Raw genomic sequence first — 18,323 nt, forward strand, 5'->3', positions numbered from 1 at the left:
CGGCAGTAACCGGTGCGGGGCGGCCTCGGCCGCCCCGCACCACCGTTCGGAACCAGCATGTGGGACAACACGGAGGCTTTCATGACGGGGACCGGCAGGTCCGCCGACGGACCTGATTCCGAGGTGGGAGTGGCGTACATGCCCGGTACCTGGCGGCGGATCGCACAGATCGCCACGCCCTTTCGGGGGCACCTGACGGCCTTTCTGGCCTTGATCGTGGTCGAGTCCGCGCTGATCGTGTTCCCCGCGCTGCTCACCCGGCGCATCGTCGACGAAGGGGTACTGAAGGGCGACCGGGACCGGATCACCATCCTGGTGCTGGAGGTGGCGCTACTTGCCACCGTGGCCGTAGGGGTGACCCTGGCCCAGCGTCGGCTGGCCGCCGGAATCGGCGAGGGAATCACTCTCGAACTGCGCCGCCACGCCTTCGCCCATGTGCAGCGCATGCCGCTGTCCTTCTTCACCCGGATGCGTACCGGAGCCCTCGTGGCGCGGCTGGACAATGATGTACAGGGCGCCCAGCGCGCCCTCACGGGGACGGCCGCGAATCTGCTGTCCAACCTGGTGGCCGTCGTCGCCGTCACGGTCACCATGGCCCTGCTCTCCTGGCAGATCACGCTGCTCGCGGCGGTCCTCGTCCCCGCTTGTCTGCTGCCCGCCCGCTTCCTCGACCGCCGCCTGCGCGATCTCAACCGGCGTCAGCTGGACGACAACGCGGAGCTCGCGTCCTTCATGACCGAACGGTTCCACGCGCGGGGAGCGATGCTGGCCAAGCTCTACGGTCGGGCCGCCGAAGAGAACGAGGCCTTCGGCAGCCGCGGGTCCCGGCTGCGTGACACCGGGATCCGCCTTGTCGTCGCCAACTCACTGCTCGGGCTCACCGTCTCCTGGCTCGCGACTATGGCGACCGCCGCGGTCTACCTCACCGGTGGTTTCCTCGCCGTGGACGGTCGGATCACCGTGGGCACCATGATGGCCATGGTGACACTCCTTGCCCGCCTGTACGGGCCGATCACCTCGCTGTCACAGGCCAAGGCAGAGGTCACCGCCGCCGTGGTGAGCTTCGAGCGGGTCTTCGAGGTGCTGGACCTCGTCCCCATGGTGGCCGACGCACCAGGGGCCGAGGAACTTCCGGCGGACGCCGCATCGATTCAGCTCGATCGGGTGAGCCTGCGCCACCGTACGGCCGCCGTTCCCCTCACCTCGAGGGAGGCCACCGCCGAGGACGCCGCGAGTCGCCGCGCCGGCGAGGGGGCCGGGGAGCGTGATGTCCTTCGTGACGTCAGCATTCGTGTCGAGGCCGGCTCGACGGTGGCCGTGGTCGGCCCTTCCGGCGCGGGCAAGTCGACCCTGGTCAATCTGGTCTGCCGGCTTCACGACCCCACCGGCGGAGTCGTTCGGGTCGGCGGCCACGACGTACGTCGGATCACCCAGGAGTCGTTGCGGACGGCTGTCGGCGTCGTCTCCCAGGAAGGCCACTTCTTCCACGACACGCTGCGCGCCAACCTGACGTACGCCCGCCCCGCCGCCACGGACGAGGAGTGCGAGGCTGCCTGCCGCGAGGCGATGGTGTGGGACACCGTGCGGCGGCTGCCCCACGGTCTGGACACCATGGTCGGAGACGGCGGCCATCACCTGTCGGGAGGCGAGCGGCAGCGATTCGCCATCGCCCGTCTGCTGCTGAAGAACCCACGCATCGTGGTACTGGACGAGGCGACCGCGCACCTGGACTCCGAGTCGGAGGCCCAGGTACAGCAGGCCCTGGTCCGGGCGATGGCGGGCCGCACTGCACTGGTGGTGGCACACCGGTTGTCCACCGTTCGCGGGGCCGATCTGATCGTCGTCCTGCGGGACGGCGAGGTGGTGGAGAGCGGCACCCATGGGGAACTGCTGGCGACCGGGGGCATGTACGCGTCGCTGTACCGCACGCAGTTCGACGAGTCCCGGCCCTCCGTGTCGACCGCGCCGGTCACCGCCCGGCCCTCCTGATCCCGGCATCAGGGCGGTCAGCGCCGTAGGTAGGCCAGAACAGCCAGCACCCGCCGGTGGTCGGCGTCGCGGGAGTGGAGCCCCAGCTTGTCGAAAATGTTCCCGATGTGCTTCGACACGGCGGCTTGGCTGACCGACATCAACTGTGCGATGGCCGAGTTGGAACGCCCCTCGGCCATCAGGGCGAGCACCTCCATCTCACGCGGAGTCAGTTTCCGCACCGACGTGCGCCCCCGGCGGCTGCCCAGCAGCCTCCGGACGATCTCCGGATCGATCACGGTGTCACCGTCCGCGACCCGCTGCGCCTGACCGACGAAGTCCAGTACGTCCCCGACCCGGTCCTTGAGCAGATAGCCCACTCCCGAGCCGCCGTCCCCCGCCTCGGAGGCCCCGAGCAACTCGGACGCGTACTCCGCCTCCAGGTACTGCGAGAGCACCAGCACACCGAGGCCCGCGTGCTCCTGCCGCAGGGCCACCGCAGCCCGCAGCCCTTCGTCGCGGAAACCGGGCGGTAATCGGACGTCGACCACGGCGAGTTCCGGTGCGTGCTCGCGCACCGCGGCGAGAAGAGACGGAGCGTTGTCCACCGCCGCCACGACCTGGTGGCCGAACTTCCCGAGGATCTGCACCAGCCCTTCCCGCAGCAGGGCGGAGTCCTCAGCGATCACAATGCGCACGGTATCTCCACGTGTAACAAGGTCGGCCCACCCACCGGGCTCGACAGATGAACGGTGCCGTCGAGGGCCGCCACCCGGTCCGCGAGCCCCAGCAGGCCGCTGCCGTCCTCGGCGTCCGCGCCGCCGCGCCCGTTGTCGTACACCTCCAGCACCAGCCGGAGACCGATCCGGCGCAGCGAGAGCCGGGCCTCGGTGGCTCCGCTGTGCTTCGCCACATTGGCGAGTGCCTCGCAGGCCACGAAATACGTGGCCGCCTCCACGGCCTGCGGAGGCCGTTCCCCCAGCGCGACCTCGGCCGTCACCGGAAGTGGGGAGTCCTCCGCGAGAGAGCTGAGCGCGGCGGGCAGGCCCCGGTCCGTGAGCACCGCCGGAAAAATCCCGTGCACGAGTTCCCGGAGTTCGGTCAGGGTCACCCGGGCCTGTTCGTGGGCGCGCTCCACCAGTTCCCGCGCCTCCGCACCGCTGTCGGTGACCGCCAGTCGTACCAGGCCCAGCGTCATGATGAGCCCTGTGAGCCGCTGCTGCGCCCCGTCGTGGAGGTCTCGCTCGATGCGCCGGCGTTCGGCGTCGTACGCGTCCATGATCCTTGCCCTGGAGCGTACGAGTTGCCCGATGTACTGGTCCTCGTCGGCTCCGTGCCGCCCGGTTCGCCGATCCAGCAGGTATGCGGTCGCCCCGGCTCTGAGGACGGCGTACCGGGTGAGGGCGAAGTGCGCCAGGACCAGGGCCACCACGCCGCACACCACCAGGACGAGGGCCTGCAGGTCCGTGTCCGCCCGGAACACCGCCACTCGCATATCCCCGTCCGGGGTGAGCCGTCGCAGCACGGGAGCTGTCAGCAGGGCACCGCAGATCGTCACGGCACCGAGGACGAACAGGAACTCCGCGATCGACAGAGCGCTGTGCATCGCGGCGTAGCCGAACTCGAACCACGTCGCCCGTTCGGTCAGCCGCTGCCGCGCCCAGGCCACGGGTCCGCCGGTGGTACGGATAGGCGCGGGGCTCGCGCTTCTGCCGTTCGCGGGGCCCGTAAATCCGCCGGCCCCCCTGGTGAAGCCGCCGTACGCGCCGCCGGCCCGGTCCGGCTTCCCGGTGAACAGACGCAGCCGGACACGTTCGGCGGCCGCCAAGGGTATTCCCGAGAGCAACACCGCGCAGAGTGGAACCACCCCGACGAGCAGAGGCAGCGTCGCCAATCCGCACGCCAGCAGAACGGCGCTGACGACGAGCCAGGTCAGACCGGTCGGCAGGCCGGTGGCCAGGTACAAGGCCGCCCGGAGCGTCTGCGCCGATGCCTGCCGCAGCCGTTCGCGGCTCGTTTCGCGTGCCACTCCCACCCTCGATCTCACGGCACGGGGTAGAGCCTGCCATACCCCTGTGTCGACCGTCCTCTACCGACAACGCCCTCTGGAGAGCGTTGACTTGACACATGCTGAAGCCGCAGCCCACCCCCGCGCCTCGCGATTTTACCCGCCCACGGCACGCCGTCCGACTGTGTTCGCTGTCCAAGGTGCACGGCCGGGGGGCAAGTGCGGTCACCGCGCTGCACGAGGTCAGTCATGACTTCCTGCCCGGCACCTTCACAGCCGTCATGGGACCGTCGGGTTCGGGCAAATCCACCCTCATGCACTGCGCTGCGGGGTTGGAGCCTCCCACCTCCGGCCGCGTCCTCTTCAACGACCGGGACATCTCGGGCTGGTCCGAACGGCGACTCACCCTGCTGCGGCGCAAGCACATCGGTTTCGTCTTCCAGGAGTTCAACCTCGTACCGGCCCTGAACGTCGCCGACAACGTGGCCCTGCCGGTCAGGCTGGCCGGGCGCCGTCCCGACACTGCCCAGCTGGACGACCTGCTCTCCCGTGTCGGTCTCGCCGACCGTCGCAGGCACCGGCCGGCGGAATTGTCGGGCGGACAGCAGCAGCGGGTCGCGGTAGCCCGCGCACTCGTCAGTCGGCCCGAGGTCGTCTTCGCCGACGAACCGACAGGTGCCCTGGACCGGGCCTCCGGCCGCGATGTCCTGGCTCTGCTGCGGGACGCCGTTGACGGACTGGGCACCACCGTCGTCATGGTGACCCACGATCCGCAGGCCGCGGCCTGGGCGGACGACGTACTCGTACTCGCGGACGGGCGGCTGGTGGAACAGCTGACGGGCACCAACGTCACGCCGGGCACGATCGCGAGCCGGCTCGTCGCGCTGGAGGGCTGACCGGTGTTCTCCTTCGTCCTCAGCTCCTGCCGCGCGCGCCTCGGGCAGTACGCGGGTTCGCTCGTGGTGACGGTCATGGCGTCCGCTCTGTTCACGGCGCTCGCCACGATCGTCGACCGCGTCCACCGGGCAGGGCTCGGTCACGGACCGGAACGGTCCGCGGAGTCGCTGACGGGCCTGATCGGCGGCACCTCCGGTCTGGCGGCCCTGCTGCTGATCGCGAACACCCTGTCGCTCGTGGTCCAGCAGCGCCGACGTGAGATCGGCGTACTGCGAACGATCGGGACGACGGCGACCCAGATCCGCGCCGAGATCATCGCGGAGACGCTGATGATCGCGCTGGCGGGCAGTGCTGCCGGTGCCGCCGTCGGCAGCGTGACCGCCGGACCCGCCCTGCGCTGGCTCATCCGCAATCAGGTCTTCCCACCTGGTCCGGAGGCGGGGTTCTCCCCGCAAGCCGTGGGCATTGGTGTGCTGAGCACCTCCGCGGTGGCGGTGTTCGCAGCGCTCGCCGCAGTTTACGGACCCACGCGCACGCCTCCGCTCACCGGACTGCGTACCGCGGAAGCCGAGCGCCGGGTCATGCCGACCGGCCGTGCGCTGACAGCCGTGTGCACCCTGGCTCTGGCAGGCGCCGCCTGGCAGCGCTACGAGCACCGGACCGGCGCGGGTGAGGCCGTCAGCGGCGCCATGGCTCTGTGCCTGCTGCTGCTCCTGTCGGCCTGGTTGCTGGTTCCGCTCATGGTACGCCCGCTGATCTCACTGGTGGCTCTGCCGGGACGCCTCCTCTCCCGCTACTCGGGGCACCTGGCGGCCGTCACCAGCACGAGCGCCGTACGGCGGGTGGCTGCCATGACCGGACCACTCCTCATCGCGATGGGGCTCGGCGCGGCGCTCCTGTGCAGCGGAGCGGCCTCGGACGCAGTGATCCGGAATTCGGCCGTCCCGAGCGCGCACGCGGCAGCGCTGGCTCCGGCTCCGGCTGCTCCAGCCTCGCTCCGTGAGGCTGCTCCGTCCACGGTGGCAGTGTCCACGCCGGCACAGGTGGCAGGCGCCCCGGCAGTACGGACAGCGGGGACGGACGCCGACGGAGATGCCGCCCTCCGTGAACAACAGCGCCGCAACGAGGTGGGAACGCGGGTGCTGATGGCCCCGCTGATCGTCTTCTCCGGCGTGGGAATCCTCAACACGCTGCTCCTGGCGACAAGGCAGCGCCGTCGGGAATTCGCCGTACTGCGACTGACCGGCGCCACCACGGCTCAGTTGCTGCGCATGCTCATGTGGGAGTCGGTGGCGGTCGTCGCCGGCGGAGTCGTCGTCGCCGGTGCCGTGGTCGGCGTATTCCTGTCGGTGCTGTCCCGGCGCCTCGTTCCCTACGACGTGGACCTCGGTTCCGTCATGCCGTGGGGTCCACTGGCCCAAATGGTCTTCTCCTGTGCGGCGTTGGGCCTGTTGGGTGTACTGCTCCCGGGAGGCCTGGTGCTGCGTGTACGGGCGGTGCAGGCGACACGGGCGCCGGATTGAGCAAGGACGGCCACGGGGTAGTACTCCTGCGGCACGGAAGCCGGACCTTCTGTCCAACGGTTCCGGCGTGCCGACGACAGGTACGCGAGACGGAGGGGACGTTCATGATCCGGGTGCTGGTGGCAGAGGACATGCACCTGTTACGGGAAGCACTGGTGAGTGTTCTACGTCTGGAGGACGGCATCGAGGTCGTGGCGGAACTCGACCGTGGCGACGAGATCGTGGAAACGGCCCTGGACACCGCCCCGGACGTCGCCCTCATCGACATCGATCTGCCGGGAATGGACGGGATCACTGCGGCTGCCCAGTTACGTCGAGTGCTCCCGCGCTGCCGAATCCTCGTTGTCACCGGTCTCGCACGCCCCGGAAACATCCGCCGCGCCATGGAGGTGGAGGCAGCTGGATTCCTGCTGAAGGACGCCCCGCTCGACCAACTGGTCACCGCGATCCGGCGGATCTCGGAGGGCGAGCGCGTCATCGACGTGGAACTGGCCGCCGCCGCGCTGAAGGGCGGAGCCAGTCCCTTCACCAGACGCGAGGCGGAGATACTCCGCCTCGCTGCCCAGGGTTCCCCCGCTCAGGAGATCGCCGAACGGCTCCGCCTGGAGCTCAGCACGGTCCGGAACTACCTCTCGGCCGTCGTCGCCAAGTCAGGCGCCAGGAACCGGGTCGACGCCATCCGGATCTCGGTGCGGGAGGGCTGGATCTGAGGTCGTCCACGCAATCAGCCGGCTCCTGCCCGAAACCGCCGCTCTGTCCTGGCGAACGATGCGGGGAAAGCGGTCCGGGATGTCGGGCACCACTGCTTCGAGCATGAATTCTTGACGGTCTTCCGATCCTCGGCGGGAGACGTCCAAGCTTCCCCGGAGTGCTACCACGCGCTCGGACAGACTGCGCAGTCCCACACCGTTGGAGATCACGCCGCCATTCACGCCGAGGGTCGGACCGTCATTGATGATGACCAGCCGCACGGAGGCATTTCGATGAAAGAGTCGCACAACGCAGTAACTCGCGGCACTATGCTTCAGAACATTACTTATGCCCTCCCTGAGAACAGCCGCGAGAACGCTGCTGGAATGATGCGTAAAATCGACACCGATAAATGAGAACCGTGACTCTATGCCCGCGGCTTCGAGTACAGACTGTGCGGACTCGAGTTCCCTCTCCAGCGACAGGTGATGGTGATCATGGGCGACCTTCCTCATCTCCGCATGCGTGCCCCGAATCATCTCGATGGCCTGGGAGAGTTCGACGCGGGCGCCGGCCGGACTCCGTTCAATCAGCCGATAGGCCAGCTCGGACTTTGTGGCGGCGGTCGACAGGCTGTAACCGACCAGGTCGTGGAGGTCCCGGGCGAAACGCAGACGCTCGTTGATGACAGCGATCTGAGCGTCCTCCTGGCGCGCCGCGTGAAGGCGGTCGGCGAGCCGCGCCAGGCGCATCACTCCGAATACGGCCAAGCCGGTCGAGAAGGTAATAAGGAGCGAAAGGAAGGAGATGTGCATCTCGCTCGGGAACGGGACCGCCGCAGATGCCTGAACCACACCGACCGCACCGGCGAGGATCCAGGAATACCTACCATTCAACGCAACGAGGAATGCCCCGACGAGCAGCCCTGAAATTCCTGCCCATTCGGCACGCATGACCGGAAGCGGGGCGAAGGTCAAAATAGACTGGATCAGGAGCGGAACAACGGACAACGTGCCGGGTGACGCGCGTAGCGCCCGGAAACAGTGGAGAGTCTGCAATCCGAGGAGTACAGCCAGCAGGACAACGACCCCCAGGGCCACCGCCACGCTCGTTCCTCGCTCCAGCACAGCAGAAAGCACATTAAGGGATAAAATGGATGAAATACCCGCGATAGCCCCCAGGGCAGACCGTCTCACGCGGGTCGACACGTCGGCATCCACATGAATGCCCTTCGGCGAAGAATTCCACGACATGACCATGCATCCCATGATCAGGCTGATGAGGGAAGTTTGCGGTCCACAAGGTCACCGGTGACTGATTTTCTCGCCTTCACTCAGGAGGAGACATCGGGGTGAGCGGGACACCATCGACCGCAAACTGCCCGAGCAGGCCGAACTCCTTCTGCGCCTCTTCCGATCGCCGCGTGATCTCCTGGACCCGCGTCGACCGAACGCGCCCAAGTCGGGGTGCCGGTGAGAATGCTGTCACCGATCCTGCTGGCTTATTCGGTCACGCGGGGAGGAAGACGTCGAGTCAGCCGCCTAGCCCGCCTCCGCCTCTCCCTCGTCACGTGAGAACCCGTCCTTGAACCCTTGACCAGGGCGAATCAGCTGAACGGCTGGTCGTCGTAGAGTGCCCGGCCGGCCTTTTCAGCCGCCCCGAATGTGCCCTGGCGTCACCTTCGCCCGAACAGGTGGTGCGTCACGCCGCTCGGGCTGGGCACGACCTCCAGGTGGAACCGGTCGAGCAGCTCATCAGGGGACTCCCACAGCCGTAGTCCGGAGCCGAGCTCTACCGGCGAGACCGCCACATGCAGGGTGTCGACGAGGCCGGCATCGAGGAACTGCCGGATGGTGGTGAACCCGCCACCGAGTCGGACATCCTTGCCCTGCGCCGCTTCCCGCGCCCGTTCGAGGACCGTGGCCGGGCCGTCGTCGACGAAATGGAACGTGGTGTCGGAGAGCGTGAACGACGGACGCTCGTGGTGGGTCATGACGAACACCGGCGTGCGGAACGGGGGCTCCTCCCCCCACCAGCCGCGCCACTCGTGGTCCTGCCAGGGCCCGCGCTGGGGTCCGAACTTGTTGCGGCCCATGATCTCGGCACCGATGTTGCGTGCGAAGTCCCGCGTGAAGTAGTCGTCCAGGCCCCGGCTCCCGCCGGAATCCGTGCGCATGGGCCAGCTCGCCGTGGCTCCGGCCCAGGCGAACAGCCTCTCGGGACGGTCGAAGCCGAACGGCCGCTCGAAACTCTGGGCCTCCCCGGCTGCGATTCCGTCACTCGAGACGTTGAAGTTCATCACTCTCAGTAGTTGATCCACGTGTTTCCTCCTCAGGTCCTGTCGCGTCATCGTGTGGCGAGGCGCCGCACACTATGACGTCGAACGGGACGTGGCCGGATCGACAGCGGTCCGCAAGTTTTTTACCCAAGGCGCACCAAGCTTCGGGGCAGTGGGTTCGGGCAGGGTGCGGAACAGCAGCCAGCTCAGTACGGGCATCAGGATCAGTGGTGCCAGGGCGGTGCGCAGGGAGGTGGCGTCGGCGATGCTGCCGATGAGGGGGCTCACCAGGCCGCCGATGCTGACGGTCAGTCCGAGTGTGACTCCGCTGGCGGTGCCGACACGGTTGGGCAAGTAGTCCTGTCCGAGGGTGACATGCAGGGAGAAGGGGACATACAGGCCGGCGGAGGTCAGCGCCACGAACACGTAGAACGCCGGGCCGGGGACGAATACGGTTCCCGCGACGGCGACGATCGTGAGCAGGTAGGACCAGCGGGCGACCGTGACCCGGTCCCAGCGGTTGGCCAGGCTGCCGCCCAGCACGGAGCCCACCGCGCCGCCGGCGTACAGGACGAACAGCGCCGCGGTGCCCGCCGCCGTGCCGCCTCCGGTGCGCTGCTGGGCGTAGAGCGAGAGGAACGTGCTCAGGCCGACGAAGACGATCGACCGGAAGACCACGGCCAGCGACAGCTTCACGAACGACGCCTTGTCGTCGGCGCCCGTCGCGGTCGCGCTGCCGGCACCGCCGCGTCCGGTCTTCCCCAGCGTGCGCAGAACGGGCAGGCACAGCGCGCTGCCGGCGAGGGCGGGCAGCACCAGCAGGGGCGTGAGGCGCAGTCCGCCGGAGGAGACGGCGGCGGTGACCATGAGCGGCGCGGCGGCGAAACCGATGCTGCCGCCTACGGAGAACCAGCCCATCGCGCTGTGGCTGCCCGCGCTGACAAGGCGGGCGACGCGGGCGGACTCCGGATGGTAGGCGGCGACCCCGACGCCGGACACGGCCACGAACACCAGGGTCAGGGGGTACGAGCCGCTCAGGCCGCTCAGGGCGATCCCCACTCCGCCCAGGACGGTGCTCACGGGCAGGATCCAGGGCATCGCCCAGCGGTCGGTGAGCAGGCCGAACACCGGCTGGGCCACCGAGGAGAGCAGGGACGCGGCGAGCACGATGCCCGAGACCGCGGCGTAGCTGTAGGCGCGCTCGGCGATGAAGAAGGGGACGAGGGAGGCGACCGCGCCCTGGTAGATGTCCACACAGGCATGGCCGACCGACAGCAGAGTGATCGATCTGTTCCTTGACACCTCACCATGCTCATGGCCGGGCATGGTGTCCCGCTTCCGATAAAAAGCCAACCAATAACGGAAATCCGCCGTGTCGTTACCGGTGCTCGTCGCCGGAAGACGTGTCGCGCTTCCGGTAATCTGCCGGTCAATGACAGAAATCCGCCACGAGCCCGTCGCGCCCACCCGCACCCAGCGGCTGGCCCCCGGAGCAGCGATCGACGCCCACCGGCACGACGACCACCAGATCGTCTACGCGGGCCGTGGAGTGCTGGCCGTGACGACCAGCACGGGCTCATGGATCGCGCCCGCCACCCGCGCCATCTGGGTACCGGCCGGCACCGTCCACGCCCACCAGGCGCACGGCGAACTCGAACTCCACCTCGTCGGGCTGCCCGCCGGCGACCACCCACCCGGCCTGGACCGGCCGACCGTCCTGGCGGTCGGCCCACTCCTGCGAGAACTGATCCTCGCCTACACGCGGGCCCCGCAGGACGACAGTCCCGAACGCGGCCGGATGCGGGCCGTACTGCTCGACCAGCTGCGAGCCTCACCCCAGCAGCCCCTGCACCTGCCCACCCCGACCGCCCCGCTGCTGAAGACCGTCTGCGGGATCCTGCGCACGAACCCGGCCGACGACCGCACCCTGGCCGCCCTCGGCCGGGAGGCCGGCGCCAGCGACCGCACACTCTCCCGCCTCTTCAAGGCCGACCTCGGCATGACCTTCCCGCAGTGGCGCACACAACTGCGCCTCTACCACGCCCTGGTGCTGCTGGCCGAGAACACCCCGGTCACCACCGTGGCGCATCTGTGCGGCTGGTCGTCCGCCAGCGCGTTCATCGACGTCTTCCGCCGCACCTTCGGACACACCCCCGGAACCCACCTGAGCCGACCGCCGACAGGCTGACCAGCGGCCGGGAGGTGGGCGGGAGGTGGGCGCCCGTGCCGAGGTTCGCCTCTCCGCGAGGCCGGAAGCGGATTCCTGATGCCGCCGCGATCGAGGGGGTCAGGCGCGGGGGACGCGCGCGAGTGCCTCGCCGGCCGCCGTCGTCAGGCGGGGGTGGTCCCTCGCCGCGGTCAGGACGGGGCGGGCGCGGGCGTCGCCGAGGTGGCCGAGGCCCTCGACGCAGGCGAGTGCGACCCGCCAGTGCGGCTCGTCCGGCGCCAGCAGGCGTTGCAGGGTGGTGATCAGTGCCGGTACGGACTCGGGTGCCCGTAACTCGGTGAGCAGCCGCACGGGGTGGAGCGCGTAGGCCGTCCGGAGTCCGTTGGTGGCGAGCGCGGCGGCGGCCCGGGAGGTGCGCGGGTCACCGAGCCGGGCCAGGGCGTACGAGGCGGAGACGCACCGCTCCGGATCGCGGTGGTTGAGGAGGAGCACCAGCGCCTCGAAGGCCCGCCGGTCCCCCGCGCAGCCGAGCCGGAAGGCGGCGATCTCCCGCGCCCACAGGGGCTGTCCGTGCTGGACGAGGACGTCGGCGAGCGTTTCCCGGTCGTCGGTGCGGATCAGCCGCCGGTACGCGCCGGAGTCCCCGGACTCGTCCCTGGTCCGGTCGGCGAGCGAGCGGAAGTCCTCGTCCATGGGGCCAGGATATCGGTGCCCACCAGCGGCAACTACCGTCCGACCGGCCACTCTTGACACCCGCTCGCCCCGCGCGCCGGCCGGGTGACCGAGCGCACAGCGGCCCAGCCCTGGCGCGCTCGTTACCCGTGGGTTAACCTCAAATGAGCGGATGACCTCCGCCACTCACGAGGGCCTGGTGACGCAGCCGTTCGTGAGTGTGGTCGCCGGTGCTGTCGGTTCGGCACCGCACCGTACGGCACGGCCACGGGACAGGGCCCGCCGTCGTTGCACCGCGCTCGTTCCACCGCGCTTTCCGTGCCGTGCTTCCGCGCGCCGGGTGTTCCGTGTTCCGGGCCCGTGCCCCTTACACCGGCCTCACGCGCCCTTCCCGTCGCGCCTCACGCGCCCTTCCCCTCGCGCCCCGCGCACCCTTCCAGTCGTCACTCTCCCCTGGAGTCCCCTGATGGACATCCCTCTCTCCCCCGTCGCCGTCGTCGGTCTCGGCACGATGGGCACCGGTATCGCCGAGGTCCTGGCCCGGGCGGGCCGCGAGGTCATCGGCATCGACATCAGCGAGGCCGCCGCCCGCCGGGCCGTCGCGGCCCTGGAGGCGTCCACCGCGCGGGCCGTCGAGCGCGGCCGGATCAGCTCGGCGGAGCGGCGGACCGTCCTCGCGCGGTTCCGTACCTTCTCCGACCTGCGTGCCGCCGCCGACGCCGCGCTGGTGATCGAGGTGGTGCCCGAGTCGTACGAGACCAAGCTGCGGGTGCTGCGCGAGCTGGACGGCATCGTCGCCCCCTCCACCATCCTCGCCACCGGCACCAACGCCCTCTCGGTGACCCGGCTCGCCGCCGACTCCGCCCGGCCCGAACGCGTGCTGGGGCTGCACTTCTTCAACCCGGCCCCGGCGATGAAGCTGGTCGAGGTGGTCTCCTCGGTGCTCACCGCGGACCGGGCCGTCGCGGCCGTCACCGCGCTCGCCCGCGAGCTGGGCAAGGAGCCCGTCGCTGTGGGCGACCGGCCCGGCTTCGTCGCGGACGGGCTGCTCTTCGGCTATCTCAACCAGGCCGCCGCGATGTACGAGGCCGGATACGCCTCCCGCGAGGACATCGACGCGGCGATGCGGCTGGGCTGCGGGCTGCCGATGGGGCCGCTCGCGCTGCTCGACCTGATCGGGATCGACACCGCCCGTACGGTCCTGGAGGCGATGTACGCGGCCTCGCAGGACCGGCTGCACGCCCCGGCACCGGTACTCAGGCAGCTCGGCGACGCCGGGCTGACCGGCCGGAAGTCGGGGCGTGGCTTCTACACGTACGAGGCGCCGGGCAGCGCCGTCCCCGTACCGGACGCCCTCACGCCCTCCCCCGCCGCGGGCAGCGCCCCGGGCCGGCCGGTCGGCTCCGTCGGCGTCGTCGGCTCCGGCACGATGGCGGCGGGGATCGCCGAGGTCTTCGCCGTGGCGGGGTACGACGTGGTGCTCGTCGCCCGGAGCCCGGAGAAGGCCGCGGCGGCCAGGGACCGGATCGCGAAGTCCCTCGGCCGTTCCGTCACCAAGGGCAGGATCAGCGCCGGGGCCCGCGATGCCACGCTGGCGCGGATCGTGCCCGCCGATTCGCCCGACGCGCTCGCCGCGGTGGATCTCGCGGTCGAGGCGGTGGCCGAGGACCTGGAGGTCAAGCGGTCGCTCTTCGGCACGCTCGACAAGGTCTGCCGGCCCGGCGCGGTGCTGGCCACGACGACCTCCTCGCTCCCCGTGGTGGCCTGCGCCCGCGCCACCACCCGCCCGGCGGACGTCGTCGGCATGCACTTCTTCAACCCGGCCCCGGCGATGCGGCTGGTCGAGGTGGTCCGTACGGTCCTCACCTCCGACGAGGCGCACGCCACCGTCCGCGAGGTGGCCGCCACGGTCCGCAAACACCCGGTGGAGTGCGGCGACCGCGCCGGTTTCATCGTGAACGCGCTGCTCTTCCCGTATCTGAACAACGCGATCAAGATGGTCGAGCAGCACTACGCGACGCTCGACGACATCGACGCCGCGATGCGGCTCGGCGGCGGCTATCCGATGGGCCCCTTCGAACTGCTCGACGTGGTCGGCCTGGATGTCTCGCTCGCCATCGAACGCGCCCTGCACCGCGAGTTCCGCGACCCCGGCCTGGCCCCCGCGCCGCTGCTGGAGCGGCTCGTGGCGGCGGGCTGCCTGGGCCGCAAGTCGGGGCGCGGCTTCCGTGCGTACGCGCGGCGCTGACCCGGGCGCGGAGCGGGGCGCCGCCGCGGGCCAGCCGTCCGGACCGGAACCGGAGGCTCCGGGACCGGGCGGTCCGCCCCCGCGGGCGCGCTCTCCTGCGCCGATGCAGTACGTTCACCTCATGTCCCAGCCCGCCAAGTCCCCCCGTACGAGCACCAGGTCCGACGCCCCGGAGAGCGCGGCGGGCACCCGTGCCGCCGCCCAGCGGCTGAAGATGCGCCGCGAACTGGCCGCGGCGGCGATGGAGCTGTTCGCGACGAAGGGGTACGAGGCGACGACCGTCGACGAGATCGCCGCCGCCGCGGGAGTGGCACGCCGTACCTTCTTCCGGCACTTCCGCTCCAAGGAAGAGGCGATCTTCCCCGACCACGACGACACCCTCGTACGGGCCGAGGCCGTGCTGAACGCCGCGCCGCCGCACGAGCATCCCCTCGACACCGTCTGCCGGGGCATCAAGGAGGTCATGCGGATGTACGCGGCCTCCCCCGCGGTCTCCGTGGAGCGCTACCGCCTGACCCGGGAGGTGCCCACGCTCCGGGAGCGCGAGATCGCCTCGGTGGCCCGCTACGAACGGCTGTTCACCCGCTATCTGCTGGGCCACTTCGACGAGCGCGACCACACCGACGGCAACGACGACCCGCTGCTCGCCGAGGTGGCCGCGTCCGCCGTCGTCACGGCGCACAACCATGTGCTGCGCCGCTGGCTGCGGGCCGGCGGCGAGGGCGATGTCGAGGGGCAACTCGACCACGCCTTCGCGATCGTCCGGGACACCTTCGGCACCGGTATCGGCGCGGGCCGGGCCATGGGCCGCGCCCCGCTGCCCGCCGCGACCACCGCGCGCGCCACCGGGGACGTGCTGGTGACGGTGGCGCGCACGGACGCGCCGCTGGACGAGGTCATGCGGACGATCCAGCGGGCCCTCAAGGACGCGTGAGCGCCCCCCGGTAGCGGCGCGCGCCACGTGCCGGGCCGAAGGCCGCGGCCACGGCGGCGGCCGTCCCGTCGCCCGCCGCACCCGCCGCCGCGTCGCCCGCGCCACCGGTGACCAGCGCGCCGACCAGCCTGCCGGTCGCCGGGGCAAGCATCAGGCCCAGCATGTTGTGCCCGGTGGCGAGCAGCACACCCGGCCGGCCGGGCAGCCACCCGATGAGCGGCAGCCCGTCCGGGGTCATCGGGCGTGGCCCCATCCACTCCTGCTCGCGCCGGTCCCACTCCACTCCGCGCAGATACGGGCGGACCGCGGCGACGATCGCTTCCACCCGGCGCTGCCGGAACCGGTCCGGGTCGCGGTCGAACTCCATCGTGCCCGCGACCCGCAGCCGGTCGCCGAGCGGGGTCAGGACGGCCTTCGCCGCCCCGAGGTGGATCAGCCGGGCGGGCAGCCGGGCGGCCGGCGCCGAGAAGCTGTACCCCTTGCCCGGCAACAGGTCGATGTCGACCCCGAGCCCCCGGCACAGTTCGCGCGACCACACCCCGGCGGCGATCACCGTCACGTCGGCGCCGTACGTCCCCGCGCTGGTGCGCACCTCGGTACGGGCGCCCCGGCGCCGTACGGCGGTGACGCGCGCGCCCTCCACGAGGGTGACGCCGCCCCGGCGCAGCCGGCCGGCCAGCCCGTCCACGAAGAGCGAGGGGTCGAGCGACCACTGCCGCTCCACCAGGAATCCGGCGCGGGCCGCGGAGCCGAGCGCGGGTTCCCGTTCGGCGAGGGCCCCCGGGCCGAGGATCCCCCCGGCGGCCACGGGGGCGCCGAGCTGCCGAAAGCCCTCCAGGGCGCGGGCCGCCGACCGGGCGGTCGGGTAGGCGAAGAGATAGCCGTCCTTGTCCGCCCGCCCGTCGACCCCGGCCGCCTCCAGTTCCTCGAACAGCTCGAAGGTGTCCCTGGCCAGGGCTCCGAGGGCGGCCGCGCCCCGGGCGTGGTGGTGCCTGGTGCTGTGCCGTCCGAGGCGGGCCAGGAAGCCGAGCAGCTCCGGATGGGGGGTGGGCCTGACGGCGAGCGGGCTGTCGGCGCGCGCCATCCCCATCAGCGCCTTGGCGGCCACGCCGGGGGCGCCGAGTGGCTCGACCAGATCGGGGCAGACCTCGCCCGCGTTGCCCCGGGAGGCACCGCTGCCGAGCCGGTCCCGCTCCAGGACGGTGACGTCGAGTCCGGCGAGGCTCAGGTAGTGGGCGCAGCAGAGGCCGATGACGCCGCCGCCGACGACGACCGCCGACGCGGGCCTCCGGTGCGGGGCCCGGGAAGGCTGCGAGGGCCGCGGGGCCTTCGAGGACGGTGCGGGCCGCGGGAGGGGCGGCGGGTGCGGGGTCACGAGGTCTCCGTAACGTGCGGGTCGGTCCGGTCGGCGGATGCGGCGCGGGAGCCGGTACCGGAGCCGGTACGGGCGCCGGTCCCCGCCCCGGGGCCGCTGGACTCGGCGAGGGTCTGGCCGCTGGTCTCGGGGGCCAGCAGGTAGGACGCGAGCCATCCGATGCCGCAGATCAGCGCCGCGAGGAACATCGCCAGCCGGGTGGAGTGGCCGAGGACGACGGGGGCGCCCCAGGTGCCGATGGCGGCGCCGATCCGGCTGGCGCCGGTGGCGAAGCCGTTGGCGGTGGCGCGGATCCCGGTGGGGAACAGCTCGGAGGGATAGATCGCCTGGAGGCACTGGCTGGAGAAGGAGGCGAGGCCGAAGAGCCCGAAGAGCACGAGGACGGCGGCCGGACCGGGGTCGGCCAGCAGCGAGAGCACCAGCAGCGGCACGGCGGCGAGCGCGAAGGACCAGAGCAGCAGCGCTCTGCGCCCCCGGTTGACGAAGAGGATCCCGGAGAGCGAGCCGAGCACGAAGAAGATCTGGAGGGCGACGGCGCCCAGATAGGCGCTGTCCCCGTGGTCGAGACCGAGGGAGGCGAGGATGGTCGGCTCGTAGGTCGTGATGGCGTAGATCGGCAGGAGCTGACAGGCCCAGAACACCCCGATGAAGATTGTCCGGCGCAGGTAGACGCCCCGGAAGATGTCCAGGTACCGGGTGGGCGCGGCGGCCTCCTCCTCCAGCTCGCGGATGTCGGCGTCGGGGCCGAGCATCCGCTTGAGGACCTGGGTGGCCTCCTCGACGCGGCCCTTGCTCAGCAGCCAGCGCGGTGACTCGGGGGTGCCGAAGCGGAGCAGCAGGATGAGCGCGGCGGGGACGGCGCTGCTGGCGAGCATGAGGCGCCAGTCGTCGTGGCCCGTGGTGAGCATCGCCCAGCCGACGACATAGGCGAGGGCGGCGCCGACCGACCACATGGTGACCATGACGACGAGCAGCGGGCCCCGGGAGCGTTTGGGCGCGAACTCGGAGGCGATGGTCCCCGCGATGGCGAAGTCGGCGCCGATGGCGATGCCCATGGCGAACCGCAGCAGGGTCAGCGTCCAGGGGTCGGTGACGAAGAACTGGGCGGCGGACAGCACGATGAAGGCGGTGATATCGGCGAGGTAGACCTTCTGCCGGCCGATCAGATCGGTGACGTAGCCGAAGACGAGCCCGCCGACGAACATCCCGATGAGCGAGGCGGAGCCGACCAGCCCCGACATGGCGGAGCCGAGTCCGAAGTCCATGGTGATCAGGGGCAGGGCGACCCCGATGATGCTGAGGATGTAGCCGTCGCACAGCTCACCGCCGCCCGCGTAGAGCGTGATGAGCCAGTGGGTCCTGCCGGGGCGGGTCTTCTCCAGTGAAGCGGTCATGGCCGTCTCCGGGATGAGGAGGGGAAGGGGGAAGAGGGGAGGGGGAGGGGACGTACGGCCCTGGGGCGCCCTTGTGGGGTGTGCGTAGAAGGTAGGGAGTCCCGGCCGCGGCGTCACCGTACGAAGCGTCCTGATCGGGGGACCGGAATACGGCTCTCCCTGTACGGTC

Annotated in this window: 15 protein-coding genes; 7 read left to right on the plus strand and 8 right to left on the minus strand. The window is 70.8% G+C overall.

The annotated features are described in order from the left end of the window. The first annotated feature begins 81 nt into the window (after nucleotides 1-81). The gene (locus ACFXKG_RS04675) at nucleotides 82-1,989 is read left to right on the plus strand and encodes an ABC transporter ATP-binding protein (RefSeq protein WP_384832282.1); all 1,908 of its coding nucleotides are present in this window, start codon (nucleotides 82-84) and stop codon (nucleotides 1,987-1,989) included. Between the two features lie 17 nt (nucleotides 1,990-2,006). Here the strand turns inward: ACFXKG_RS04675 and ACFXKG_RS04680 are convergent, their stop codons facing one another. Next, nucleotides 2,007-2,657 carry a LuxR C-terminal-related transcriptional regulator gene (locus ACFXKG_RS04680; protein WP_384832285.1) on the minus strand — a complete coding sequence of 217 codons (651 nt, stop codon included), beginning with the start codon at nucleotides 2,655-2,657 and terminating at the stop codon, nucleotides 2,007-2,009. Then, nucleotides 2,654-3,997 (minus strand): sensor histidine kinase, encoded by a 1,344-nt coding sequence (locus ACFXKG_RS04685; protein ID WP_384832287.1) that lies wholly within the window; start codon nucleotides 3,995-3,997, stop codon nucleotides 2,654-2,656. Before ACFXKG_RS04685 ends, ACFXKG_RS04680 begins: the two co-directional genes overlap by 4 nt. 179 nt (nucleotides 3,998-4,176) lie before the next feature. Between ACFXKG_RS04685 and ACFXKG_RS04690 the strand changes: the two genes are divergently transcribed. The 3 genes from ACFXKG_RS04690 (at nucleotide 4,177) to ACFXKG_RS04700 (ending at nucleotide 7,106) form a co-directional block, all read left to right on the plus strand. Beyond that, a complete protein-coding gene (locus tag ACFXKG_RS04690) occupies nucleotides 4,177-4,872 on the plus strand; it encodes an ABC transporter ATP-binding protein (RefSeq protein ID WP_384832290.1) in 696 nt (231 codons plus the stop codon). Nucleotides 4,873-4,875: 3 nt separating this feature from the next. Continuing rightward, nucleotides 4,876-6,396 carry an FtsX-like permease family protein gene (locus ACFXKG_RS04695; protein ID WP_384832293.1) on the plus strand — a complete coding sequence of 507 codons (1,521 nt, stop codon included), beginning with the start codon at nucleotides 4,876-4,878 and terminating at the stop codon, nucleotides 6,394-6,396. Between the two features lie 104 nt (nucleotides 6,397-6,500). Next, nucleotides 6,501-7,106 carry a response regulator gene (locus ACFXKG_RS04700; protein ID WP_384832296.1) on the plus strand — a complete coding sequence of 202 codons (606 nt, stop codon included), beginning with the start codon at nucleotides 6,501-6,503 and terminating at the stop codon, nucleotides 7,104-7,106. Here ACFXKG_RS04700 and ACFXKG_RS04705 read toward each other — a convergent pair. The 3 genes from ACFXKG_RS04705 to ACFXKG_RS04715 form a co-directional block, all read right to left on the minus strand. Further along, nucleotides 7,047-8,345, minus strand: coding sequence for a sensor histidine kinase (locus tag ACFXKG_RS04705; protein WP_384832300.1), 1,299 nt, complete (start codon nucleotides 8,343-8,345; stop codon nucleotides 7,047-7,049). The two genes, ACFXKG_RS04700 and ACFXKG_RS04705, sit on opposite strands and share 60 nt — an antisense overlap. A 416-nt stretch (nucleotides 8,346-8,761) precedes the next feature. Then, a complete protein-coding gene (locus ACFXKG_RS04710; RefSeq protein WP_384832303.1) occupies nucleotides 8,762-9,406 on the minus strand; it encodes a dihydrofolate reductase family protein in 645 nt (214 codons plus the stop codon). Between the two features lie 51 nt (nucleotides 9,407-9,457). Then, complete coding sequence (locus ACFXKG_RS04715) at nucleotides 9,458-10,666, minus strand: MFS transporter (RefSeq protein WP_384832306.1); 1,209 nt, start codon at nucleotides 10,664-10,666, stop codon at nucleotides 9,458-9,460. A 130-nt stretch (nucleotides 10,667-10,796) separates the two neighbouring features. Here ACFXKG_RS04715 and ACFXKG_RS04720 point away from each other — a divergent pair, with 130 nt between their 5' ends. After that, the gene (locus ACFXKG_RS04720; RefSeq protein WP_384832309.1) at nucleotides 10,797-11,552 is read left to right on the plus strand and encodes an AraC family transcriptional regulator; all 756 of its coding nucleotides are present in this window, start codon (nucleotides 10,797-10,799) and stop codon (nucleotides 11,550-11,552) included. A 99-nt stretch (nucleotides 11,553-11,651) separates the two neighbouring features. Here the strand turns inward: ACFXKG_RS04720 and ACFXKG_RS04725 are convergent, their stop codons facing one another. After that, nucleotides 11,652-12,224, minus strand: a complete 573-nt coding sequence (locus ACFXKG_RS04725; protein WP_384832311.1) for an adenylosuccinate lyase — start codon at nucleotides 12,222-12,224, stop codon at nucleotides 11,652-11,654. Between the two features lie 445 nt (nucleotides 12,225-12,669). On the opposite strand from ACFXKG_RS04725, the gene ACFXKG_RS04730 reads away from it, so the two are divergent. Both ACFXKG_RS04730 and ACFXKG_RS04735 read left to right on the plus strand, forming a co-directional pair. After that, a complete protein-coding gene (locus ACFXKG_RS04730; RefSeq protein WP_384832314.1) occupies nucleotides 12,670-14,451 on the plus strand; it encodes a 3-hydroxyacyl-CoA dehydrogenase family protein in 1,782 nt (593 codons plus the stop codon). 103 nt (nucleotides 14,452-14,554) lie between these two features. Continuing rightward, nucleotides 14,555-15,385: a TetR family transcriptional regulator gene (locus ACFXKG_RS04735; RefSeq protein ID WP_384832317.1), complete on the plus strand. Its 831-nt coding sequence runs from the start codon at nucleotides 14,555-14,557 to the stop codon at nucleotides 15,383-15,385. Here ACFXKG_RS04735 and ACFXKG_RS04740 read toward each other — a convergent pair. Next, nucleotides 15,372-16,760 carry an NAD(P)/FAD-dependent oxidoreductase gene (locus ACFXKG_RS04740; protein WP_384832320.1) on the minus strand — a complete coding sequence of 463 codons (1,389 nt, stop codon included), beginning with the start codon at nucleotides 16,758-16,760 and terminating at the stop codon, nucleotides 15,372-15,374. The genes ACFXKG_RS04735 and ACFXKG_RS04740 overlap by 14 nt on opposite strands. Further along, nucleotides 16,757-18,154, minus strand: coding sequence for an MFS transporter (locus ACFXKG_RS04745; protein ID WP_384832323.1), 1,398 nt, complete (start codon nucleotides 18,152-18,154; stop codon nucleotides 16,757-16,759). Before ACFXKG_RS04745 ends, ACFXKG_RS04740 begins: the two co-directional genes overlap by 4 nt. Nucleotides 18,155-18,323 lie beyond the last annotated feature (169 nt).

This window comes from Streptomyces sp. NPDC059255, assembly GCF_042752355.1.
In the GTDB taxonomy this organism is placed as follows: Bacteria; Actinomycetota; Actinomycetes; order Streptomycetales; family Streptomycetaceae; genus Streptomyces.